Source organism: Aulosira sp. FACHB-615, from assembly GCF_014698045.1.
Taxonomy (GTDB): Bacteria; Cyanobacteriota; Cyanobacteriia; order Cyanobacteriales; family Nostocaceae; genus Nostoc_B.
Map to the genome: position 1 here is coordinate 215,562 of NZ_JACJSE010000001.1, position 21,755 is coordinate 237,316.

Below are 21,755 nucleotides of genomic sequence, written 5' to 3' on the forward strand. Positions count from 1 at the left end.
TCCACCCAACCTTGATCAAAATAGTGTTCACCAGACACAAAATTATTCCTGTGCGTCGGCTGTTTGCAAAAGTTTGACGATATCTTGATAGCCGTTAAATTCTGCCAGCATCAAAGCTGTATAACCACCACGATTTTTTAAATTGGGGTTTGCACCAGCTTGGAGTAATATCTGCACAGTTTTAGTGTAGCCTCCAGAGGCAGCCCACATTAATGCTGTGGCTCCGGCTATGTCTTGAAAATTGACATTTGCGCCTTTGGCTACTAACAGTTGAATGATTTCTATGTCATTGCGTTTAGCAGCTTTGAGTAATGCTGTCTGGCTATCATTCCCTAAAGTATTGGGATTAGCGCCATAGTCTAATAATACTTTGACTGTTTTGGTGTGTCCCAAGGATATGGCGGCCATTAAAGGAATTTCTAATTCTCGATATGAGTTTGCACTAGAACGCAGCAAGGCTTCGAGAATTTGGCTGTGTCCTTGCAATACAGAGACTAATATGGGTGTGTCGCCTAAGTTATTTCTCAGTTGGACATTTGCACCGTGGCTTAGTAAAACTTGCACTACCTCAAGATGTCCTTCCACAACGGCAATATGTAATGCTGTTTCACCGTCTTTGTCTTGCAGATTCACTTGGGCATCTTTTTCTAGTAAAGCAGAAGCGATCGCACTATTACCAGCCGCCGCCGCCGCTAATAATGCTGTACCACCATCGCTGTTTTGTAAGTTAACATCTGCGCCAGCCGCTAACAATGCTTGGACAATTCCTAAATTTCCCACATCCGCCGCAATCATCAACAGTGTTTCGCCATCTTCATCTTGAATATTTACATCTGCATCATTTTGTGATGCGAGTTGCACAACCGCGAGGTGTCCTTGTTTGACTGCCAATTTCAAAGCAGTGTCATCATCTTTATCAGCAATATTTACCTTCGCGCCAGCAGCGAGTAATATTTGGACTATTTCTATATAACCTTTGAGTGCAGCTGCCATTAAGGCGGTGCTGCCATCTTCGTTGATAGCATTAACATCAGCACCTCTAGATATTAAAAGCTGCACAATATCTGTTTGTTTATTACTTGCAGCCAACATCAACGCTGTTAAACCATAGCGTTTTCTGGGTAAGTTGATATTTGCCCCGGCATCTAAAAGCGATCGCACAATTTCGGTGTAGCCTAAATTAGCAGCATACATTAATGCCGTCGTCCCATCGCGATCGCACGCATCTATATTGACACCAGCCGCTAAAATCTCACTCAGCCGCTTGATATCTCCACTTTTCGCAGCCTTCAGCAGCAAGACATCGTTGTTTTCCGTCATGAATCAAATCCTGCCCAGGCGGTTTTATCATCTATAGTTTGAAATTCTTTAAGTACTTTTGCAATAGGCTGGTATTGAGAATCTACATCTACCCCATATCCCGCCTGAGAATAAATTCTCAGTCTCATAGCACAAGTCCGTTGAAACGGACTGAAATACTGTCCTAGTCAGATAAATCTGACTTTAGCTATTGGCGAAGAAATTTATTTCTTCGCGGGATAATGTACCCAGTCCATCACGCCTAATTAATTACAAATTACGAACTCCGAATTACGAATTACCCTTAGACTTGTGCTAATTTTTATTAAGATTTAAGAATTGAGCGAGAACACAATGAGTCTGGAACTGTCTCCCGTGGTGAAATACTGGCTTAACTTTTTCCACCCGCTAATCATGTGGGTACTTTTGGCGCTTTCACTTTATGCTGCTTATTTGGGATTGCAAGTACAGCGTACCAGAAACGCTCAAGGTGAAGAAAAGAAAGAACTGATTAAAGGCAAATTTAACATCAAACACTACCAAATGGGGTCTATCATCTTAGCTTTGATGGTAGCTGGTGCAGTTGGTGGGATGGCTGTTACCTATATTAACAACGGCAAGTTATTTGTCGGGCCGCACTTACTGGCGGGGCTAGGAATGACTAGTTTAGTAGCGTTTTCTGCTTCCCTCTCTCCTTTTATGCAAAAAGGCGCAAATTGGGCAAGAATCACGCATATATTGTTAAATTTTGCGATTTTAGGTCTATTTACTTGGCAGGCTATTACTGGCGTGCAGATTGTACAAAGAATTTTGAGTAATGCTTAGTTAACAGTCAAATGAATTATGAAGTCTAAAATTATTTTTTCAGACTTCATAATTCATACTTCAGACTTTAGTTGATTCAACGCTTCTTTTTAGAATTAGCAGGAAAAGGTATGCCCAAAGACTGATGAAAGTCTTCTTGAACTTTGCGGGTTAAGCGGCGAGAGACTTGCCGAACAATTTGATTTAGTAAGCGATCGCCTGTAGATTGGATGAGAGACTGGGGCAATCGTTGGATAAATCTGGGAAAGTGAAGATAAACCTTTAAATCTAAATCCCATTCAACCCGCGTCACCGTACTGGAAATCGCCGTATCATCATTGGGATACTCTTTTAATTGCATTGATGCTCGATAATCTACATCGTAACCAGGTGCTTGATAGTCAGGAATGGGGATCGTCCGAATGCGATATATTCCTTCTTCTGGTGGTAAAAGTTCTAAACCAACTTTCGGCTCCACTTCATAACCAAAAGAGCCAAAACGACCAATAATTAAAGCATAGCCGTTTTCTCCTAGTGGTTGTACCTTCATTGGTTCAGCACAACGTACAAACCACGACGAATGAGCATTGAGATATTCCGCAACTTGATCTACTGGAGCATACATCTCCATGTAATCGCTGTAGCAACCACAAAATCGGGTTTGATGGTCAAAATTTGTATCTGAAACTACATGATCAGTTTCTACTAAGTTGGCTTCTACAGGTAAAACAGTTTCTTTTATATCTAAGGACTGATATTCGCCGTTTGTTGAAAGCATCAAGCATTCCCCTCTGAGATGGCGTTTGGCTAGGTTTATGATTCCCAGGTGACTTGGGTGATTTCGTAGGCAAAATTCTATTTTGGCTGAAACTTTAACATTCTGTCATAAACTTTATGAAATTACTAAAATACGGATAAATCACATACTAGTTTTTTAAGGTATTGTTTTTATGAAAGCTTTTGTTGCTGGGGCTACAGGTGAAACAGGTCGTCGCATTGTCCAAGAGTTAGTAGCGCGTAACATTCCTGTACGGGCGTTTGTACGGGATATCCAGACAGCTAAAGCAATTTTGCCTCCTGATGTGGAGTTAGTGGCTGGTGATGTGTTGCAAGCAGATAGTCTCGCGGGTGCTTTAGGAGATAGTACTGTATTGCTGTGTGCGACTGGGGCAAAACCAAGTTTTGATCCAACTGGGCCATATAAAGTAGATTTTGAAGGTACAAAAAATTTAGTAGATGCTGCTAAAGCCAAGGGAATTGAACATTTTGTTTTAGTTTCTTCCTTGTGTACATCTCTGCTATTCCATCCTTTAAATTTGTTCTGGTTGATTTTAGTTTGGAAAAAGCAAGCCGAGGAATACATTCAAAAAAGTGGTCTTACCTATACCATTGTGCGACCTGGCGGTTTAAAAAACGAAGATAATACTGATGCTATCGTGATGCAGAGCGCAGATACATTATTCGATGGTAGTATTCCGCGCCAAAAAGTTGCCCAAGTTTCGGTTGCAGCACTCTTTGAACCAGCCGCCCGCAATAAGATTGTAGAGATTATTGCTAAACCAGATGGGAGTGTGAAAACACTTGGAGAGTTGTTTCAGCAATGCTGAAATAGAAGTAATGAGTTATGAGTCCAGTAGGGTGTGTTAGGCGTAAGCCGTAACGCACCGAGAACTTTGCGGTAGATTTTTTCATAATTTTGTGTAATCCCTATTTACTCATCACTCATTACTCACTACTTATTACTCATCACTCATTACTCAGCCGTCCGACTTTTAACCCGACTTTAGCCGACTGACAAAATAAAGTGCGATCGCTTAGGCTATTGGGCGTAGAGTTGAAAACATCATAATATGGTTCAGACTACCAGCCCATTAGCAGCAGATTTGGCTGGCAAAAGCTATACTGTGCCTAACTATTGGCAAATACAGCAGCGTCTTGCTTCACTGATAGATAACTATGTAGCGGACGAACAGCTACAGGAACGCTTAGAAGATTTACCCAGACAATTTACTCATCCCCAAGCGCGTCCTTGGAAGCCAATTGACTGGCAAGCTATTAACCATAGTCAAATTATTGGCATCAAACCAGAAGTATTTTTATCCATTTTGATAGGTGCAATGGATACAGAAGCACCAATTCGCGGTTATACCCAAACCAGTCGCCAATATTTAGAGAAATTACATCCCCAGATGGGGCGGTTTGTGGGTGGAACAGTCAATGAAACTGGTGAACTGCAAGAAATTGGCCTGTGGGAAAAAGAAGAACGCCAACATACACCCGCATTAATCAAGGTTTACACCCAATTAACAGGTGAAAAAATCATCCCCAAACACCGCATCGTTAGAGGCTATATCCCTACAGATGATCCGCACGAAGATTTATATCGCCACGGCTTACACCGCGTCGCTACAGAATATGGTGCAACTTGTCTTTACTTGTGGTTGATGGCTCACACAACAGGCGCACTCCAAGATGTGCTGGAAGAACTCGCCAAGGATGAAATCAACCACATGACTAAATTTTGGGGCTTCGGAGTCTGGACTTTTCCCGATACAGGATTCATCCGCATCACCACAACCCTCATCAAAACCCGTTCGCAAAGCTACGAACGCAATAACTTGATGCGTACTCTACGCCGGATGATGAATACACTCAACTGGAACGCCTGGACACCCACCAATAAAGCCACCCTACTCTTCACCTTCTCCTATACGATGCACCGTCTCTGGAAGTGGCACAACAGCCTGACTCCAGAGTATTTACAAAACATATTGGCATCTTGAAACTCTCCTTTTATTTAGCAAAACCATCATGAAATCCCTACCTTTAGACCTCAACCCCGAAAAAATCCCCCAACATATCGCTGTAATTATGGATGGGAATGGTAGATGGGCGACTAGTCGCGGACTACCGCGCATCGCTGGACATCGCCAAGGTGCAATAACTCTCAAACAACTATTACGCTGTTGTAAAGATTGGGGAATCAAAGTTCTCACAGCCTACGCATTCTCTACAGAAAATTGGCAACGTCCCATTGAAGAAGTAGATTTTCTGATGCTTTTATTTGAACGCTTTCTCCGCAGCGAGTTAGCCCAGATGCAGCAAGAAGGGGTGAAAATTTCTTTTATTGGTGATTTATCAGTTTTGCCTGTATCTCTGCAAGCCGAAATGCAACGTTCAATGACAGAAACAATGAATAACCAAGTTATTCATTTTAATGTGGCAGTGAATTATGGTAGTCGTCACGAAATTACTCAAGCCTGTCACCACATAGCCCAATTGGTGCAACAAGGTGAAATCAGCCTAGACGCAATTAATGAAAACCTTGTAGAACAATATCTTTACACCGCAGCTACACCAGCACCAGATTTACTAATTCGGACTAGTGCAGAAATGCGGTTGAGTAATTTTTTGTTGTGGCAAATGGCCTATACAGAAATGTACTTTACTGATGTTCTCTGGCCTGATTTTGACCGCGAAGCATTTCATCAAGCTTTGTTAAGTTACCAAAAACGCGATCGCCGTTTCGGTCAAATTAAAACTGTCTGTTCAGCTTAACATCAAAGTATGTTCACAAAGCAATTTCCGCTTGCATCACAGTGGGGTCGCTGGTGGGTTGCAGATGAAAGCCTAATTTTTCACAAACTCGCTGCATTCCGTAATTATCAGATAGGATATTGGCTGTAACTCGACCGATGTGTTCTTGACGACCAACTTGCAGTAAGCGCCTAACAAGTTCTGTACCTAAACCTTGACACTGATAGCGATCGCTCACAATCATCGCAAATTCCGCCGCATCTGTACCGTGCAGTTTACTCAATCGCCCAACTGCTAAAATTTGCCGCATTCCGGTTTCGGGGTCTTGATGTTCTGCTACCAGTGCCATTTCCCGGTCATAATCAATAAAGCAAATCCGGGTGAGGCGTTCGTGAGTGATGCGTTTACTCAATTTAATCAGATGAAAGTACCGAAAATAAACGCTTTCTTCGGAAAGGGTTTGGTGAAACTGTACCATTAACGGCTCATCTTCTGGACGAATGGGACGGATGGTAACTGACATCCCATTTTTCGTTGTCCAGTTGTCGATGTATTGGGTGGGATAGGGACGAATGGCTAATTTGGGTAGTTGTTCTTCTGTAATATCTGGTGGTTGGAGGAGAACACGGCCATCTAAAGCGATTAATAAAGGGAGTGGGGAGTGGGGAGTAGGGAGTAGGGGAGAATTATTTCCATTTCTTGCCATTGGCGAAGCCAGCAAGGGGTTGATGTCAATTTCTTTAATCCAAGGTTGTTCTACTACCAGTTGGCTAAATGCAACCATCAATTGTTCTAGGGCTGCCATATCTACACTTTGCCTTCCCCGCACGCCTTTGAGGGCTTTGTAAATTTTGGTGTGTTCCATCATCCGGCGGGCTAAAGTTGTGTTTAGGGGAGGTAGGGCGATCGCTCGATCCTGAAATACTTCTACTAGCTGTCCCCCTGCACCAAACAACAACACTGGCCCGAATTGGGGATCAAGGCTACTACCAATAATCAATTCGTAACCATCGGTTTTCACCATTGGCTGTACTGTTACGCCTAAAAAAAGTGCTGAGTGCTGAGTGCTGAGTGCTGAGTAGTGGGGGTCTTTGGCTATTTTTTCTTCAACGGAGGATTTGATGGTGCGATAGGCTTGTCTAACTGCTTCTGCATCCCGCAGATTTAACTGCACACCGCCGACATCGGTTTTATGGGTAATTACATGAGAATACAGTTTGACAACTACGGGATAACCAATACTTTCAGCACATTTCACCGCCTCATCTTCACTTGTCGCTACGCAGGTTTCTACAACAGGGATGCCGTAAGCTGCTAATATTTGCTTTGATTCAAACTCGGTGAGAATGGTTCGCCCATCTTGACGCGCAGAGGCGATAATTTTTGCAACTAAGTTGCGGTCTGGTATCCCTGATTGGGGATCAACTGTGGGTAAAACGGGAGTTTCATAGATACCCCGCAGGTTATAGCTAGATTGCCACATATAACTAAATATGCGGGTTGCTGTATCTGGATAGCGATAAGTCGGAATAGATTGACGGTTTAAAATTGTTTCGCCGGCGGTGACTTCTGCACCACCCATCCAACTGGCAAGAATTGGTTTACCAGGAATTTGGGCGTAGGGTTTCAATTGTTCCGCAGTTTGGGTGGGGTCGGTCATGGCTTGGGGTGTGAGAATAACCAACAAGCCGTCACTATTAGGATCTGTGGCTGCTATTTCTAAAGCTTGGGTATAACGTTGGGGGTCAGCATCCCCCAAAATATCAATCGGGTTGTTATGACTCCAATGAGTCGGGAGTATTTTATCAAAAGCTGCGATCGCATCTGGTGAAATTGTCGCCAATTCCCCACCTGCTTCAATCAACGCATCGGTCGCCAAAACTCCTGGCCCGCCTGCATTCGTTAAAATGGTCAACCTTGGCCCCTTGGGACGTGGCTGTTTTGCCAACACTTCCGCCACATCAAATAAGTCAGAAATACTATTCACCCGCAACACCCCACAACGTCGGAAAGCTGCATCTAATACCGCATCACTCCCAGCTAAAGCCCCTGTATGAGATGCTGCGGCTTTGGCGGCTGCTTCTGTGCGTCCCGCTTTAATCACAATAATCGGTTTGGTGAGGGCAACTTCTCGCGCCGCAGAAATAAAAGACCGCGCATCCCCAATAGATTCCATGTAAATCACAATACTTTTGGTGCGGGGGTCATCACCGAGATAGTAAATCAAGTCACCCCAGCCCACATCCAACATCGAACCGATGGACACGAAGGCACTAAAACCGACGTTTTCTTGAAAACTCCAATCTAGAATCGCCGTACATAAAGCCCCACTTTGACTAATAAAGCCAACATTGCCCGGACGCGCCATTGCACTGGCAAAGGTAGCATTTAACCCACTCAGGGGACTCATCACGCCTAAGCAGTTCGGGCCGATGATGCGAATGTTACCGCGACGGGCTTGGGCGAGAATTTGCTGTTCTAAAGCGATACCAGCCGCACCAGCTTCTTTAAAACCAGCAGAAATGACGATCGCACTTTTTACCCCAGCAGCAACACATTCAGCAATAATCCCCGGAACTGTTGGTGCTGGTGTAGCAATGACCGCTAAATCTACAGCTTCGGGGATATCGGCAATTTTCGGATAGGCTTTGATTCCCAATACACTATGGCGTTTGGGATTGACGGGAAACACAGTCCCACCAAAGGGATTTGTAATTAAATTCCACAAGAGAGTGCGTCCCACACTCCCTGGTGTTTCACTAGCACCAATCACTGCTACAGTTTTGGGTGCAAAGATGGCATCAAGGGGATTAAGCTTCTCTGCCTGCAAGATATCAAAGGCGCGATCGCTTGTGGGCTTGAGAGATTTCTGCATTAATCCTCCTTGAGAGTGCTGAGTGCTGAGTTGTAAGTAAATTGGGGTGGGAGTAGGGAGTAGGGAGTGGTGAGTGGGAATAGTATTCTTGAAAGCAATTTTGGTATGGGAGTATGATTTGATGTGGTAAAAAGTCATTACATTTAGACAAAGCTTCTTTCCTATTCCCTATTCCCTGTCCATATTAGACATTTTGCTTTCAGTCTATGCTTGAGTTCCACATCTGGTTCATTTCATCCAGAAATTTTTAAACTTGTCTAAGATTTGCATAATTTTGCCGAGGGCGATCGCTTTGCCGGTTTCGGTGACTTCTGAAAAGCGATCGCCAAATTCAAAGTTAACTGCGGGAACTGTCACCCACAAAGCAGGCGGACAATGGCCGTAAAGAGTTCTAGTCAAGGCTAACAGTGATTGGGGATCGGCGGTATGTCCGGCGATCGGATGATCAACAGCAGGTGAAAGCGATTGTACCTGGACATCAAAAGATTCTGAAGGTACATAAGCATCCACAAAAATTGCTAATTCTGCATTTGCTAAAGCATCAGCTAATTCGGGTGTCAGTTGGTGGACTGCTAAGGATTTCACCGCCGATAAATGCCAAGAGGCAATTTCATCAGCAATTCTTTGACCAATGCCATCATCACTCCGCAAGTCATTACCATAACCAATCACCATGACGGTTGCATTCATTTTTTTCGTTTGCTTTAATGCACTCAAAATTAATGATAAATTTGTCAATTTACAATGTGATGAAAATAAAAAACTAACCGCAGAGGAATGCGGATGGACACAGATAAATTTGCACCTCAACAGATGAGGAAAGGCGATGATTGTTTATTTTTGAACTTATAAAAAAAATTTGAGGAACTTGTGAGGATAGAGAATATTCTTGTAAATTACTATTACTATAATTTGATAAATTGATGCAATTCCTCTGGTGATTTTTGGCATCAGCAGTTTTATGATGAATTTGAATCAACAATCTTTGAGGCTGTTTTATGTCTGAAGTCAATTATCAACAGCCAATTAATGCGGTGGCTACTCTTTTAGAAAAGTATGCTGAGGGACAACGGGATTTTGAGAGGGCGGAACTTGCTGATGCTGACTTACAAGGTGTTAATCTCAAAGGGTCTGACTTGAGTTACGCGGACTTAAGTACAGCTAATCTACGAGGCGCAAATCTTCGGGGAAGTGACCTGAGTTATTCCGATCTTTCCCAAGCTGACCTCACAGATGCAGACTTGCGGGGTGCTTTATTAATGTCAGCCAATCTCCGCCAAGCCAATCTTCAAGGTACAAAGCTAGACAAGGCAGACTGCGATCGCAACACCCATTTTCCCCCAAATTTCGACCCGGTTCAGGCAGGAGTTCAAATCAAATCAGAGTTTTAAGTCAATACGGTTCAGATAAGAAAACTCAATTACAACAAAACCAGCGAATGATAACTCAACAAAAAACGAAAAAATGATTTTGGAGGGGGATTGGGGGACGCAACCGTCCCCCAATCGGGGGCGTGGGGGAGAATCCCCCAAATCTTGCTCATTGTCTGATAGGTAGAGCAGAAATTGAGAAATCAACTCTCATCACCTCAACTGAACCGTATTGAGTTATAAGTAGGTGGATACACATAGAAGACGCATTTCGACTCCGCTCAATGCTCGATCAGCTTACTAAAAGAAGGTTGATCGCAGTTTACAGCACTCAGCACTCAGCACTTTACTCTAAAACTTTAATTTCACTCAGTTGATTAATCACCACATCCGCACCTTGGACATGATCTGATTGACCAATCCATGTGATCCCAATACACCCTGCGGCTTTGGCGTTTTTTGCCATAAGCATATCGCCAACCGCATCGCCAACCATGAGTGCGGCGCTTGGTTCTACTCCTACCACTTCACAAGCTTGTAAAAACAAAGTTGGATCTGGTTTACCAGGGCCATCATCCACACCAATTTGCGCTTGAAGATAATCACCCAAATTGTACCGAGTGGCAAAGGCTTGTATTTTTGCTGTAGTAGCTGCTGAGATGATCCCCAGTTTCAGTCCAGCCGCAGATAGAGACTGTAATAACTCCAAACTCCCTGGTAACAGGGGTGCGGGGGATGCTTCGAGATATTTTTCGGCTTCTTGGAAACTTTGACGGGCAATTTTAAGAGATTCAAACCATCCTCTACCAGTTTCAGCAATATAGGCGGCTGTAGCGATTTCAGTTTCACGACGACTACCTACCGCCATTAAACCAGCCAGATCGAGGGAATTACTATCAATACCGTAAGCCATTAATAAAGGTTCGCCAATTCCCGGAAATTGAGCATCGATAATTCTGGCTGCTTTTTGTCCCAGCGATCGCAAATAAACTTCTGAGTCTTCTAAAGTACCGTTTTTGTCAAAAAAAATCGCCTGAATATTATCAAAAGTAATATTTTTACATTGAATAGTTGCCAAAATTTTTCACCCCGGTTAAAAAATGTCATAAAAAAAGAGGGGATATCCCTCTTTTTTCAAAATTGAATGCAATTATCTATTAATCTTACTCTTCAATAGCTACGGGAATTTCTTCTTCAATAGCTACGGGAATTTCTTCTTCAATAGCTGCTGGAATCTCTTCTTCAGCTACAGCTTCCTCAGTCGGAGGTGCAGTGATACCTTGTTGTTTAGCTAACAGTTGCTCACGATATTTAGCTGCCATTTCTTCAGCTTTATCGTAAACCAAATCACGGTTTTTAATCATATCACCGGGTTCTGGTTCTAACTGTTTGGTAGACAGAGAAATCCGTCCTCTTTCAGCATCCAAATCAATGATCATCACTTTCACTTCATCATTGACATTGAACACACTGTGAGGTGTATCGATATGTTCGTGAGAAATTTCCGAGATGTGTAACAAGCCACTGACACCACCGATGTCGATGAAAGCACCGTAAGGCTTGATACCGCGAACTGTACCAATTACTACTTCGCCAACTTCGAGGCGGTTCATCTTACGTTCAACCAGCGCCCGACGATGAGATAAAACTAGGCGGTTACGTTCTTCGTCTACTTCTAAGAACTTCAAGGGGAGTTCTTCACCCACTAATTCTTCTTTGGGTTTGCGGGTACTAATGTGGGAACCAGGGATAAATCCACGTAATCCCTCAATCCGTACTAATGCACCACCACGGTTTGTCGCAAATACACCAGAACGAACAGTTGCATCTTCAGCTTGCAACTGACGTACACGCTCCCAAGCCCGCATATATTCAATACGGCGAATCGAAAGGGTCAACTGACCATCTTCGTTTTCATCGGTGAGGATGAAAAATTCCCGTGTTTCGTTTGATTGTAAAACTTCTTCCGGGGCATCTACCCGGTTGATAGACATTTCTTGTATGGGGATATATGCTGCTGTTTTAGCACCGATGTCAATCAGAGCGCCGCGCGGCTCTATACTGAAAACCGTTCCTGGTACAATATCTCCAGGGCTAAAGTGATAGTCGTATTTGTCAAGTAGAGCAGCGAAATCTTCGTGAGTAAATCCAATTTCTGTAGCGGTTATGTTCTGATTGACCATGCTGATTTGTTCCTGGTTCTAGTCTCCGTAAAGTTTTGTGACATAATGATAATGCCTGTGTAAGCCACTGAAGACCAGTATACGCTTACGTCCCTTATTAATCCTAGCGTAGAAAGCTAGTGTTAACACATATCAACTTCCAGATAGAAGATTATATCATATAGACAATGGCATTTGGCTATCAGCCATAAGTAGGATTTAGGCAGCAAAACTAAAAATCAAGGGTTTGGAAATCAAGGGTTTGAGGGTGAAGGGGTGTATGTGATCAAAACCCTGATACCCTTCTAAATATTCATTAAAATATCCGCCGTTATAGCTAACGGCGGATATTTTGTGTTGAAAGCTTGGTAATAGTAACCTACTACTCGTCTTTTTTCTCAATGCGGGGAGGTTCGCGGAAGGCGATCGCAAAAAACAGAACGCCTATGCACAAAGTAAAAATTAAAATGTATGCAACGCTTTCCATTTCAAAAGCTCCTTAAAGTTCTGAGTGCTGAGTTCCGAGTGCTAAGTTCAGGATTTTACTCAGAACTCATTACTCATTACTCAGCACTAAATAATTAGAGGGCTTCCTTACGGCGGGTTGATTTATCACCCACTTTCTGGAACAGACCCCATTCGACTTGCTCTTCTAGGTCGGCTTCTACACCAGCAAATACGTCTCGGTAGATTGTCCGAGCGCCGTGCCACAAGTGACCGAAGAAGAACAGTAAAGCGAATACTGCGTGTCCAAAGGTAAACCAACCTCTAGGACTGGTACGGAATACCCCGTCAGAGTTCAAGGTTTCGCGGTCAAATTCAAAGATTTCGCCGCCTTGAGCTTTACGAGCATATTTCTTCACATCAGCAGGATCTGTGAAGGTCTTACCGTCTAAGTCACCACCATAGAAGCTAACGGTGACACCAGTTTGTTCAAAGCTATATTTAGATTCTGCCCGACGGAAAGGAATGTCAGCACGGACAACACCATCGCTGTCGGTCAAAATTACGGGGAAGGTTTCAAAGAAGTTAGGTAGACGACGGACAGTCAGTTCTCTACCTTCAGCATCTGTGAATACTGCGTGACCTTGCCAAGACTGAGCAATACCATCACCCTTAACCATAGGGCCTGTACGGAACAAACCACCTTTGGCGGGGCTATTACCAACGTAATCGTAGAATGCCAGTTTTTCAGGAATTTGTGACCAAGCTTCAGACAAGCTTGAACCACCAGCAACGCTGGCTTGTACACGACGGTTAATTTCTTGACGGAAGTAGCCTTGATCCCATTGGTAACGGGTAGGGCCAAACAGTTCGATGGGGGTGGTTGCGCTACCGTACCACATGGTACCAGCCACAACGAAAGCCGAGAAGAATACCGCCGCAATACTGCTGGAAAGTACGGTTTCAATGTTACCCATCCTTAGGGCTTTGTATAACCTTTCGGGTGGTCTAACTGTGAGGTGGAATAAACCAGCAATAATACCAACTACACCTGCGGCGATGTGGTGAGCCACAATACCACCAGGGTTAAAGGGGTTAAAGCCATCTGGCCCCCATTCTGGTGCTACTGGCTGGATGCTACCTGTGACTCCATAAGCGTCAGAGATCCACATCCCAGGGCCGTAAAGTCCGGTGAGGTGGAATGCACCAAAGCCAAAGCAAAGTAAACCAGATAAGAACAGGTGAATACCAAACATTTTTGGCAAGTCTAGTGCTGGTTCACCAGTCCGAGGATCTCTAAAGAGTTCCAAATCCCAGTAAACCCAGTGCCAAACTGCGGCTAAGAATAATAAACCAGAAAGTACGATGTGAGCAGCAGCTACACCTTCAAAAGACCAAAAACCAGGGTCGGTAGCAGGGCCACCAGTGACGCTCCAGCCGCCCCAAGATTGGGTAACACCTAGACGTGCCATGAAGGGCAGCACGAACATCCCTTGTCGCCACATGGGGTTGAGAACAGGGTCGCTGGGGTCATAAATAGCGAGTTCATATAACGCCATTGAACCAGCCCAGCCTGCCACCAGGGCTGTGTGCATCAAGTGTACAGAAATCAGCCGCCCTGGATCGTTCAGAACAACTGTATGTACTCGGTACCAAGGTAGTCCCATCGACTACGCTCCTCCTCGAAGAGTTATGTTTACAAAGCAATTTATTTACTGAGTTCTTTAAATTGGCGAAGACCGCTTTTTTAAAGAATTCTCTGAGTTTTTTTATTGCCAGGGTTCTGAGTTTAACCACGGCTCAGTCTTTACAAGACAGACTGTGTGGCTTTGGCAACACTTAGACGCTGCGGTTGCTTTACCTTTTGGGGTTGCGATCGCTTGTCTTCTCCAAGAATTTTTTCATAAAATTCTCCCTGGTTCTAATAGAACTCGGCAAATACCGGGTTGGTATTCGGGTAATCGAGCGAGCTAACCTTGTTGGCAGCAGCTTTGTAGTCGTCTACGCGATCGCCATGCAAAAATGAGAATGTTTTAAAAAGTGTAACTATTGATGGAATTGTTTGCAAGCGGGTAAATCGATGCGATCGGTATTCCATCTGTGTTATCTTCTCACAAATCTCCGTCACAATTTCATTTACGTAATTCTCTAGGACTTAAGCACAAAAATTCTCTCTTGAGAATGGGTGTAAGAGCTTCAGGGTGTAAGGGTGCATGATTTTAGCTCATTTATTCCACTTACACCCCTAAACCCCACTCTCAAAAGAGAATGTTTTTGGGCAATACTTTCAGTTAAATTACTGTGTCACCAAATGGATGTTTTGTAGCTGACACTTGGCTTCGGCTGTATTGAGACGTTCAATTACCTGTTCAGCACTCATTAGACGCTTAAGTACTACTTGACCGATTGTTTGAGTGGCAATTTCTGAGGTTGAGGGTTTAACTTCTATTGTTAAAACTGCTTCTTCTGTACGATAAAGCCAGAGTAATTCATTGTTTTCTACTATACAAATATTCATCCTCTGAATATCTGGTTGCCGTCGCCATGCGGTGATTTGCCACAACCCATCAGATGACCACACTCTACCAATATTCCATCCTTCCGAAAGAAAAAAATATTTCACGGTTTTATCTCGCTATTTTGACTATAAATTTTGATATCTACACCCACAAAATTGACTCAGTAGATGTTTTAAATAAAGCAGCTTGGCTCATCCAGCTATGATGCCAAGATTCCTGATTATGCTTTGTCTGAGGCACTCTCATCAGTTAAAAGGCTAACTTGAAATGCGAAGGATGAGAGCTAATTGAGCAGCTTAACAAATTTTATTTGAAAAAATCTTATTCTTTTAAGACAATTTTATGGTGTTGATAAATTTCAGTATTTAATCTGAAATTTTGCGGATTTTCACATATACAGACTGTCTTATAAAGTTGCTGGAATTTTAAATTCAAATGGTTCAAAATATCACCTTAAAATACCGAAGCAACAAAATGAGTTTTTGTAACATTTTTTGATATAAGTTCAATAATTATGCTTTTAACATCTGTAATATCAAATTACATTGATGTAGGATTTACGCATCAAAATTTTCTGTGGGGATTGGGTGTGAGGGTGAAAGGGTATGGGGTGTAAGGGTTTTGAATACTTACACCCTTACACCCTCATACCCCTACAATCGTGCTAAAACCTTGAGATTTAGTTTTTATGGGTAAATTCAGTATTATTGGCTAACTTGAGCCTGCCTGAATTATAAAAAATTGGGTATTATTGCCAGACATATAGTATGATTACTGACCGCTAATTGAAAAAATTTCAAAGGTATGACTTTGTTTCCCTTTTCTATACGAAGATGGGGTCGGTTGACTCAATTCGTTTCTCTGTTCTGTCTGTGTTTATTTTTAGTCATTAGTTGTGGTACGCGACCACAAGCAAATACCACGCCATCGAGTAATACCAATACGCCTGGGGGTGATGGTCGTATTACTATTGGGACAACTGCCAAACCAAGGACATTAGATCCAGCCGATGCTTACGAGTTGGCATCTTTGGGTTTAGTGTTTAATATGAGCGATCGCCTTTATACTTACGAAGCAGGTAGCACAGAAATTAAACCCCAACTGGCGACAAGTTTACCCAAAGTCAGCCAAGACGGTTTAACTTACACTATCCCGTTACGCCAAGGAGTTGTGTTTCACGATGACACACCCTTCAACGCCAAAGCAATGGAGTTTAGTATTAAGCGATTTATTGAAAATAAAGGTAAACCTTCTTTTTTATTAGCTGATACAGTAGCTTCAGTCACCGCGACAGGTGAAAATGAGCTAACAATTAAACTCAAAAAACCCTTTGCAGCATTTCCTTCTTTACTCGCATTTTCGGGAGTTTGTGCAGTTTCACCCAAAGCATATCAATTGGGTGCTGGTAAATTTCAACCCAACACATTTGTAGGGACTGGCCCTTATAAATTAGCGCAGTATGGTACAGATTCACTGCGGATGGATGTATTTGATAAATATTGGGGAGAAAAACCAGTAAATCAAGGGGTTAATGTCCAAATTCAAACCAGTCCAGTTAACTTGTTTAATGCCTTTCGGACAGGTGCAGTAGATGTAGCTTATTTATCACTACAACCTGATCAAATTCGCAGCTTAGAGGAAGGTGGTAAAAAAGGAGATTGGCAAGCGATTACGGCTCAAGGTAGTGTGGTAAGTTATCTGGTATTGAATCGCAATCAAAAACCGTTAGATAAACCAGAAGTTAGACAAGCGATCGCAGCAATTATTGACCGTCAACTATTAAATGAGCGAGTTTTATACGGTCAAGCTGATCCACTTTACAGTATGATTCCGACTACTTTCAATGTCTCCCAACCATTATTTAAAGATAAATATGGTGACGGTAAATTTGATCAAGCCAAGGAATTATTAACTAAAGCTGGCTACTCTAAAGATAATCCTGTCAAAATTCCACTGTGGTATCCTTCCAGTTCACCGACTCGTAGTTTAGCAGCGCAAACCCTGAAATCACTGGCTGATACTAAAATGGAGGGTATCGTTCAATTAGAAGTCAACACAGTCGAAGGGCCGACCTTCTTTAAAGACATTTCTAAAGGTTCATATCCCGCAGCATTGCTTGATTGGTATCCTGACTTTTTAGATCCTGATAACTATGTTCAACCCTTCTTAGCTTGTCAAAAAGGGTCTGATGCTAAAGGTTGTGAAGATGGCGGTAGTCAAACTCAAGGTTCGTTTTACTATAGCGAAACCATGAATAAACTCATCGACCAACAACGCAAAGAACAAAATCCCGCAGCACGGGAGAAAATATTTGCTCAAATTCAAACCCAAGTACTTAATGATGTACCTTACGTTCCCCTGTGGCAAAACAAAGACTATGTATTTGCTCAAAAAGGTGTTAGTAACGTGCAGCTTGACCCTACTCAGAATTTGATTTATAAAACAATCAAAAAATAGGGAATGAAGTGTGAAGTGTGAAATACAAATTGCATTTTCGGTTATGCAAGCTTTAGCTTTTACACTTCATCTCTTCTCTTTCACCTTTTAGACTTCATAATTCACACTTACGCCTTTAACTGTCAGACTTCAGACTTCATAATTCAGACTTTATAAAAATGTCCCGTTCCAAAGCTCTACAATATTACATTGTTTCGCGGTTGCTCCTAGCACCATTACAACTTTTAACTATCATTACTATCGTATTTTTATTATTAAGAGCGACACCCGGAGACCCTGCTGATGCGATTTTGGGTGGACGAGCGCCAGAAGCAGCAAAGGAAGAATTACGCAAGCAATTAGGATTAAATTTGCCTATTTGGTTGCAGTATTTAAATTATTTAGGCAACTTACTGCGGTTTGATTTAGGAACTTCTTTAACCAGTCGCGGACAAAATGTTTGGGACATCATCGGACAGTATTTTCCGGCGACAGTGGAGTTAGCTGTATTTAGTATGGCAGTTGCTTTGATTGTTGGGATTTTGGTAGGTACGCTTTCCGCTTCTCGTCCAGGAACTTATTTTGATGTGGGAGGGCGGTTATTTGGGATTATTACTTATGCTTTACCAATGTTTTGGGCGGGAATGCTGTTACAGTTAGTTTTTTCTGTGCAATTGGGTTGGTTTCCCAACTCTAACCGTTTTCCGCCGACACTACCGCCACCATCACCAATTACTGGGTTATATACCTTTGATAGTTTGTTGAGTGGGAATTTGACGCAGTTTTTTGCTTCTTTGCACCATCTTGCCCTACCAAGTTTGACTTTGGGCATTTTGTTAAGTGGAATTTTTGAGCGTATTGTCCGGGTGAATTTAAAACAAACTCTGCGTGCTGACTATGTAGAAGCAGCTAGAGCCAGAGGCATTGCAGAAAATAAAATTTTAGTCTCTCATGCTTTAAAAAATGCCTTAATTCCCGTAATTACGGTGTTAGGGTTGACCTTTGCCTCGTTGTTGGGTGGTGCGATTTTAACGGAAGTAACATTTTCTTGGCCTGGGTTAGCTAATCGCTTATATCAAGCAATCAGCGATCGCGATTATCCCACAGTCCAAGGTGTCTTGGTATTCTTTGGTGCGATCGTTGTTGGGGCAAGCATTTTAATTGATATTATTAATGCTTACGTTGACCCACGCATCAGGTATTAAGGAGAAAAAGGCGGTTATCAAAGCTGATACAGCGTTTTTCATCGCAATAAAAGACATTTATCTAGCCTCTAGCCCCTAGCCTCTAGCCTCTATCTCCTATCAACTTGTACTGCATTCAGCCGAAAAATGCTGTAAGTTAAACCGCAGCAATTAATAAAACTTGCACTTCTCCTCCTGCTGCAATTAAGGTTTGACCTACTGGTAAAACTGCTAAGGCATTGGTTTGAGCTAAGTTAATTAAATTGCCAGAATTGTGAGTACCGCCAGCTTTGTGAAATTCATAAACACCAGCAACTAAATTTAATTTTCCCCAAATATAAGTCTCGCGTTTACCATTGGCGCGTAATTCATCACGCGATCGCACCTTAATAAATTTTGCCTCCCAACCTTCAGCAAGTCCAGCTAATTTTTTAATTGCTGGTTGCACAAATCGCCAAAAAGTTACTAAAGCTGAAACAGGATTTCCTGGTAAACCAAAATAAATTGCTGAATTTTGCTGAGGAAAATTCGCCACAGTTAATGGTTTCCCCGGTGTCATTTCCACAGCCCGAATATGAATTTCTGCCCCTAATTCTTCCAGAATTTTATCAACATAATCATATTCACCAACAGAAACCCCACCAGAAGAAAGCACAATATCAGCATTCGCTATGGCGTAAGCAATGGTTTCTTGTAAAGCCACAGGATTATCTTTCACAATGCCTAATAATAAAGGCTCTGCACCACTTTCTTTAACTAAAGTTGCCAGGGCATAATTATTAGAATCGACAATTTGTCCTGGTTGTAATGGTGTATTTGGTGTGACTAATTCATCACCAGTTGAAAAAATTGCCACTTTCGGACGGCGATAAACTTTGACTTGGGGACATTGTGTTGCTGCTAAAACAGCAACTTCCGGCGCTTTTAACTGAATTCCTGGGGGTAAAAGTTGATTTCCGGCTTGGTAATAAGATGCTTTGCGGCGGACAAATTCTTGCGGTTGGGGTGCGACTTGAATAAACACCCGATTTTCTTCGCGGCTTGTCCTTTCTTGCATAACTACAGTATCCGCACCGCTTGGAATTACCGCACCAGTAAAAATTCGCGCTGCTTGTCCTGGCTGAATTGTGGTTTTAGGTTGATATCCTGCGGGAATTTCTTCGATAATCTCTAAAATAGCTGGTTTTTCGGTATTAGCTTGCTGCACATCTGCGTAACGGACTGCGTAACCATCCATCGCCGAATTATCCCAATGGGGAAAATCTAGCTGACTGGTGATGGGGTTTGCCAAAATGCGATCGCTTGCCACCAATAAATCTACAATTTCTATATCGTGTTCCGCATCTAACGGTTGTACCAAATTTAAAATAATTCCTTCTGCATCGCTAACTGATAACATGGTGAAAGACTCCGGTAATGCACCTAAAAAATATTCAAGCTATATCCTGAATACTTACAATTCCCTTGCTACACCATGATTGTAGTAGCCATTTATTAGATTGCTGGTCAAGGGCTGGTAAGACGCGAAAATTAAAAACATCTTGCCATACTTCAACACCATACTGAGTGACAAAAGTTTTTTCCAATTCTTTAAAAAGCGGATAATCACGGTCATCAATAGCACTTAGCATCGGAATGATGATGCTAACGGGGATTTGATTAGCGGTTGTCCCTGTGGATGTCATTCTGGCTAATCCTCAAAAATACAAATAAATGGTAACGGCTCATTTCCAGTATTAATAATTTTAACTAACCGCTTTCCTTTACTTCTAGCAAGTGCAAAACAAGCTAATTCTGTGGCTGCTGCTGACCAGTCTCTATTATCCGTTGCTGGGTCAAACTTTTCCTCTTCTGGTTGATTTTCCTCAGTCATACTGTTTTATATTTATTAGGCGTGATTTCAGGCTTTTTCAGCAAAGCAATCACCCAGCCATCACTTTAATATTAAGAATAGAAGCATAGATTATTTTTCCATATCTAATAAAAATACCTGTTTTATATGACTATTGAAATGATTCCGCAAAAACACTATCCCAAAGCTGAGATTTGGCGGCGCGGTCTGGCTTTGGGTTTGGATTTTTTAGGTGCTTGGTTAGTCAGTTCCCTATTTGGGAGTAGTAGCCTTGGTATTCAATTTGTCCAGATTTTAGTTTTTATCTTTTGTTGGCTGATTTTACGGGTAGTGCTGGTATTTAATAATCGAGGGCAAAGTTTAGGACGCTGGGCTTTTGACTTGAAAATCCTAGAAGTGGAAAATGGGCAAGTAGTAGGGAGAATTCCAGAGTTGCTGGCACTGGTGAAGCGAGAAGCTATAATTGGCTTTGGTGCTTTGTTGGTGTCGATCGCCCTTGGCAACCTGAGAGCAAATCCCACTGCTATACTGCTATTACTTCCTCTGGCAATAGACTGTGGTGCAGCTTTCTCCGATCCCCAGTTACGGCAAGCTTTGCATGACCGTTACGCTAGAACTTTTATAGTTTCATCGCGTCGGGGCTACTCGCTCGATATCAAAATCAAGCGTTTAGTTGATACTTTGCAACGAAATGTGCGAAGATAGTCATTTGTGTAAATTTCTCTTCAGGCTTTACTGTTTGTAAGATTATGGCTAAGAGTAAAGGTGCTCGCATTATCGTGACACTAGAATGTACCGAATGTCGTAGTAATCCAGACAAGCGTTCTCCTGGTGTGTCCCGGTATACCACCATGAAGAACCGTCGTAATACGACCAACCGCTTAGAACTCAACAAGTTCTGTACCCACTGCAACAAACATACCGTTCACAAGGAAATCAAGTAAAGATGAGTTACTATCGTCGTCGTCTGTCTCCAATTAAGCCAGGAGAGCCAATCGATTACAAGGATGTTGATTTACTGCGTAAGTTTATTACCGAACGAGGCAAAATTCTACCTCGGCGGATCACTGGGCTGACTTGTCAGCAACAGCGAGATTTAACATTAGCAATTAAACGGGCGCGGATTGTAGCGTTGTTACCGTTCATCAACGCTGAAGGCTAAATCAATTTTAAGATTGGGATTTTAGATTTTGGATTAACAAGAAAAGCTTTGTCTTTCTAAGTCCAAAATCTCTAATCTGAATAATTAAAGTGTAAAATTGGTTCCTACATA

23 protein-coding genes are annotated in these 21,755 nt (G+C 42.5%); 10 read left to right on the forward strand and 13 right to left on the reverse strand.

From position 1 onward, the window contains the following. Positions 1–42: 42 nt before the first annotated feature. The gene (locus tag H6G77_RS00875) at positions 43–1,320 is read right to left on the reverse strand and encodes an ankyrin repeat domain-containing protein (protein WP_190870590.1); all 1,278 of its coding nucleotides are present in this window, start codon (positions 1,318–1,320) and stop codon (positions 43–45) included. A 333-nt stretch (positions 1,321–1,653) separates the two neighbouring features. Here H6G77_RS00875 and H6G77_RS00880 point away from each other — a divergent pair, with 333 nt between their 5' ends. Continuing rightward, positions 1,654–2,124: a DUF4079 domain-containing protein gene (locus tag H6G77_RS00880; RefSeq protein WP_190587845.1), complete on the forward strand. Its 471-nt coding sequence runs from the start codon at positions 1,654–1,656 to the stop codon at positions 2,122–2,124. A gap of 76 nt (positions 2,125–2,200) precedes the next feature. Here the strand turns inward: H6G77_RS00880 and H6G77_RS00885 are convergent, their stop codons facing one another. Next, positions 2,201–2,881 (reverse strand): DUF1997 domain-containing protein, encoded by a 681-nt coding sequence (locus tag H6G77_RS00885; protein WP_190587846.1) that lies wholly within the window; start codon positions 2,879–2,881, stop codon positions 2,201–2,203. 172 nt (positions 2,882–3,053) lie between these two features. Here H6G77_RS00885 and H6G77_RS00890 point away from each other — a divergent pair, with 172 nt between their 5' ends. From H6G77_RS00890 to H6G77_RS00900, 3 genes are all read left to right on the forward strand, one after another. After that, positions 3,054–3,710 carry an NAD(P)H-binding protein gene (locus tag H6G77_RS00890; RefSeq protein ID WP_190673684.1) on the forward strand — a complete coding sequence of 219 codons (657 nt, stop codon included), beginning with the start codon at positions 3,054–3,056 and terminating at the stop codon, positions 3,708–3,710. A 243-nt stretch (positions 3,711–3,953) separates the two neighbouring features. Beyond that, the gene (locus H6G77_RS00895; RefSeq protein ID WP_190870591.1) at positions 3,954–4,886 is read left to right on the forward strand and encodes a ferritin-like domain-containing protein; all 933 of its coding nucleotides are present in this window, start codon (positions 3,954–3,956) and stop codon (positions 4,884–4,886) included. A 28-nt stretch (positions 4,887–4,914) separates the two neighbouring features. After that, on the forward strand, positions 4,915–5,661 hold the full coding sequence (locus H6G77_RS00900; RefSeq protein WP_190870592.1) for an isoprenyl transferase: 747 nt from the start codon (positions 4,915–4,917) through the stop codon (positions 5,659–5,661). A gap of 13 nt (positions 5,662–5,674) precedes the next feature. On the opposite strand, the gene H6G77_RS00905 is transcribed toward H6G77_RS00900, so the two are convergent. Together H6G77_RS00905 and H6G77_RS00910 are read right to left on the reverse strand one after the other, a co-directional pair. Next, on the reverse strand, positions 5,675–8,515 hold the full coding sequence (locus H6G77_RS00905) for a bifunctional acetate--CoA ligase family protein/GNAT family N-acetyltransferase (RefSeq protein ID WP_190870731.1): 2,841 nt from the start codon (positions 8,513–8,515) through the stop codon (positions 5,675–5,677). Between the two features lie 228 nt (positions 8,516–8,743). After that, positions 8,744–9,205, reverse strand: a complete 462-nt coding sequence (locus H6G77_RS00910) for a hydrogenase maturation protease (protein ID WP_190587850.1) — start codon at positions 9,203–9,205, stop codon at positions 8,744–8,746. A gap of 308 nt (positions 9,206–9,513) precedes the next feature. Here H6G77_RS00910 and H6G77_RS00915 point away from each other — a divergent pair, with 308 nt between their 5' ends. Then, positions 9,514–9,906 (forward strand): pentapeptide repeat-containing protein, encoded by a 393-nt coding sequence (locus H6G77_RS00915; RefSeq protein ID WP_190587851.1) that lies wholly within the window; start codon positions 9,514–9,516, stop codon positions 9,904–9,906. Positions 9,907–10,231: 325 nt separating this feature from the next. Here the strand turns inward: H6G77_RS00915 and H6G77_RS00920 are convergent, their stop codons facing one another. The 6 genes from H6G77_RS00920 to H6G77_RS00945 form a co-directional block, all read right to left on the reverse strand. Continuing rightward, positions 10,232–10,963 (reverse strand): HAD family hydrolase, encoded by a 732-nt coding sequence (locus H6G77_RS00920; protein WP_190587852.1) that lies wholly within the window; start codon positions 10,961–10,963, stop codon positions 10,232–10,234. An 85-nt stretch (positions 10,964–11,048) separates the two neighbouring features. Next, complete coding sequence (locus tag H6G77_RS00925) at positions 11,049–12,068, reverse strand: 30S ribosomal protein S1 (RefSeq protein WP_190587853.1); 1,020 nt, start codon at positions 12,066–12,068, stop codon at positions 11,049–11,051. 361 nt (positions 12,069–12,429) lie between these two features. Then, complete coding sequence (locus H6G77_RS00930) at positions 12,430–12,534, reverse strand: photosystem II reaction center protein T (protein ID WP_015115729.1); 105 nt, start codon at positions 12,532–12,534, stop codon at positions 12,430–12,432. A gap of 94 nt (positions 12,535–12,628) precedes the next feature. Then, a complete protein-coding gene (psbB, locus tag H6G77_RS00935; RefSeq protein WP_190587854.1) occupies positions 12,629–14,158 on the reverse strand; it encodes a photosystem II chlorophyll-binding protein CP47 in 1,530 nt (509 codons plus the stop codon). A 254-nt stretch (positions 14,159–14,412) separates the two neighbouring features. Beyond that, the gene (locus H6G77_RS00940; protein ID WP_190587855.1) at positions 14,413–14,589 is read right to left on the reverse strand and encodes a hypothetical protein; all 177 of its coding nucleotides are present in this window, start codon (positions 14,587–14,589) and stop codon (positions 14,413–14,415) included. Between the two features lie 198 nt (positions 14,590–14,787). After that, positions 14,788–15,114, reverse strand: a complete 327-nt coding sequence (locus H6G77_RS00945) for a hypothetical protein (protein ID WP_190587856.1) — start codon at positions 15,112–15,114, stop codon at positions 14,788–14,790. Positions 15,115–15,814: 700 nt separating this feature from the next. On the opposite strand from H6G77_RS00945, the gene H6G77_RS00950 reads away from it, so the two are divergent. Together H6G77_RS00950 and H6G77_RS00955 are read left to right on the forward strand one after the other, a co-directional pair. Then, positions 15,815–17,467 carry an ABC transporter substrate-binding protein gene (locus tag H6G77_RS00950; RefSeq protein WP_190870593.1) on the forward strand — a complete coding sequence of 551 codons (1,653 nt, stop codon included), beginning with the start codon at positions 15,815–15,817 and terminating at the stop codon, positions 17,465–17,467. A gap of 158 nt (positions 17,468–17,625) precedes the next feature. Continuing rightward, entirely contained in the window at positions 17,626–18,651 is a 1,026-nt protein-coding gene (locus H6G77_RS00955; RefSeq protein ID WP_190673726.1) for an ABC transporter permease, read from the forward strand. A 136-nt stretch (positions 18,652–18,787) separates the two neighbouring features. Here H6G77_RS00955 and glp read toward each other — a convergent pair whose 3' ends face one another. Genes glp through H6G77_RS00970 form a run of 3 tightly spaced genes read right to left on the reverse strand, consistent with a single transcriptional unit; the run spans position 18,788 to position 20,503 of the window. Beyond that, the gene (gene glp, locus H6G77_RS00960) at positions 18,788–20,029 is read right to left on the reverse strand and encodes a gephyrin-like molybdotransferase Glp (RefSeq protein ID WP_190870594.1); all 1,242 of its coding nucleotides are present in this window, start codon (positions 20,027–20,029) and stop codon (positions 18,788–18,790) included. A 34-nt stretch (positions 20,030–20,063) separates the two neighbouring features. After that, complete coding sequence (locus H6G77_RS00965; protein ID WP_190587860.1) at positions 20,064–20,315, reverse strand: hypothetical protein; 252 nt, start codon at positions 20,313–20,315, stop codon at positions 20,064–20,066. 5 nt (positions 20,316–20,320) lie between these two features. Further along, complete coding sequence (locus tag H6G77_RS00970) at positions 20,321–20,503, reverse strand: hypothetical protein (RefSeq protein ID WP_190673731.1); 183 nt, start codon at positions 20,501–20,503, stop codon at positions 20,321–20,323. A 126-nt stretch (positions 20,504–20,629) separates the two neighbouring features. On the opposite strand from H6G77_RS00970, the gene H6G77_RS00975 reads away from it, so the two are divergent. From H6G77_RS00975 to rpsR, 3 genes are read left to right on the forward strand one after another with little or no spacing between them, the layout of a single operon-like run. Beyond that, the gene (locus H6G77_RS00975) at positions 20,630–21,187 is read left to right on the forward strand and encodes an RDD family protein (RefSeq protein ID WP_190870595.1); all 558 of its coding nucleotides are present in this window, start codon (positions 20,630–20,632) and stop codon (positions 21,185–21,187) included. Between the two features lie 44 nt (positions 21,188–21,231). Beyond that, positions 21,232–21,426: a 50S ribosomal protein L33 gene (rpmG, locus tag H6G77_RS00980; RefSeq protein WP_190587863.1), complete on the forward strand. Its 195-nt coding sequence runs from the start codon at positions 21,232–21,234 to the stop codon at positions 21,424–21,426. Between the two features lie 2 nt (positions 21,427–21,428). Further along, the gene (gene rpsR / locus H6G77_RS00985) at positions 21,429–21,644 is read left to right on the forward strand and encodes a 30S ribosomal protein S18 (RefSeq protein ID WP_062296148.1); all 216 of its coding nucleotides are present in this window, start codon (positions 21,429–21,431) and stop codon (positions 21,642–21,644) included. The last annotated feature ends 111 nt before the right edge of the window (positions 21,645–21,755 follow it).

What these genes read in the sequence shown, in the direction of transcription:
- H6G77_RS00875 (WP_190870590.1), bottom strand. Translation starts at nt 1,320, where the DNA reads ATGACGGAAAACAACGATGTCTTGCTGCTGAAGGCTGCGAAAAGTGGA.
- H6G77_RS00880 (WP_190587845.1), top strand. Translation starts at nt 1,654, where the DNA reads ATGAGTCTGGAACTGTCTCCCGTGGTGAAATACTGGCTTAACTTTTTC.
- H6G77_RS00885 (WP_190587846.1), bottom strand. Translation starts at nt 2,881, where the DNA reads ATGCTTTCAACAAACGGCGAATATCAGTCCTTAGATATAAAAGAAACT.
- H6G77_RS00890 (WP_190673684.1), top strand. Translation starts at nt 3,054, where the DNA reads ATGAAAGCTTTTGTTGCTGGGGCTACAGGTGAAACAGGTCGTCGCATT.
- H6G77_RS00895 (WP_190870591.1), top strand. Translation starts at nt 3,954, where the DNA reads ATGGTTCAGACTACCAGCCCATTAGCAGCAGATTTGGCTGGCAAAAGC.
- H6G77_RS00900 (WP_190870592.1), top strand. Translation starts at nt 4,915, where the DNA reads ATGAAATCCCTACCTTTAGACCTCAACCCCGAAAAAATCCCCCAACAT.
- H6G77_RS00905 (WP_190870731.1), bottom strand. Translation starts at nt 8,515, where the DNA reads ATGCAGAAATCTCTCAAGCCCACAAGCGATCGCGCCTTTGATATCTTG.
- H6G77_RS00910 (WP_190587850.1), bottom strand. Translation starts at nt 9,205, where the DNA reads ATGAATGCAACCGTCATGGTGATTGGTTATGGTAATGACTTGCGGAGT.
- H6G77_RS00915 (WP_190587851.1), top strand. Translation starts at nt 9,514, where the DNA reads ATGTCTGAAGTCAATTATCAACAGCCAATTAATGCGGTGGCTACTCTT.
- H6G77_RS00925 (WP_190587853.1), bottom strand. Translation starts at nt 12,068, where the DNA reads ATGGTCAATCAGAACATAACCGCTACAGAAATTGGATTTACTCACGAA.
- H6G77_RS00930 (WP_015115729.1), bottom strand. Translation starts at nt 12,534, where the DNA reads ATGGAAAGCGTTGCATACATTTTAATTTTTACTTTGTGCATAGGCGTT.
- psbB (WP_190587854.1), bottom strand. Translation starts at nt 14,158, where the DNA reads ATGGGACTACCTTGGTACCGAGTACATACAGTTGTTCTGAACGATCCA.
- H6G77_RS00940 (WP_190587855.1), bottom strand. Translation starts at nt 14,589, where the DNA reads ATGGAATACCGATCGCATCGATTTACCCGCTTGCAAACAATTCCATCA.
- H6G77_RS00950 (WP_190870593.1), top strand. Translation starts at nt 15,815, where the DNA reads ATGACTTTGTTTCCCTTTTCTATACGAAGATGGGGTCGGTTGACTCAA.
- H6G77_RS00955 (WP_190673726.1), top strand. Translation starts at nt 17,626, where the DNA reads ATGTCCCGTTCCAAAGCTCTACAATATTACATTGTTTCGCGGTTGCTC.
- glp (WP_190870594.1), bottom strand. Translation starts at nt 20,029, where the DNA reads ATGTTATCAGTTAGCGATGCAGAAGGAATTATTTTAAATTTGGTACAA.
- H6G77_RS00965 (WP_190587860.1), bottom strand. Translation starts at nt 20,315, where the DNA reads ATGACATCCACAGGGACAACCGCTAATCAAATCCCCGTTAGCATCATC.
- H6G77_RS00970 (WP_190673731.1), bottom strand. Translation starts at nt 20,503, where the DNA reads ATGACTGAGGAAAATCAACCAGAAGAGGAAAAGTTTGACCCAGCAACG.
- H6G77_RS00975 (WP_190870595.1), top strand. Translation starts at nt 20,630, where the DNA reads ATGACTATTGAAATGATTCCGCAAAAACACTATCCCAAAGCTGAGATT.
- rpmG (WP_190587863.1), top strand. Translation starts at nt 21,232, where the DNA reads ATGGCTAAGAGTAAAGGTGCTCGCATTATCGTGACACTAGAATGTACC.
- rpsR (WP_062296148.1), top strand. Translation starts at nt 21,429, where the DNA reads ATGAGTTACTATCGTCGTCGTCTGTCTCCAATTAAGCCAGGAGAGCCA.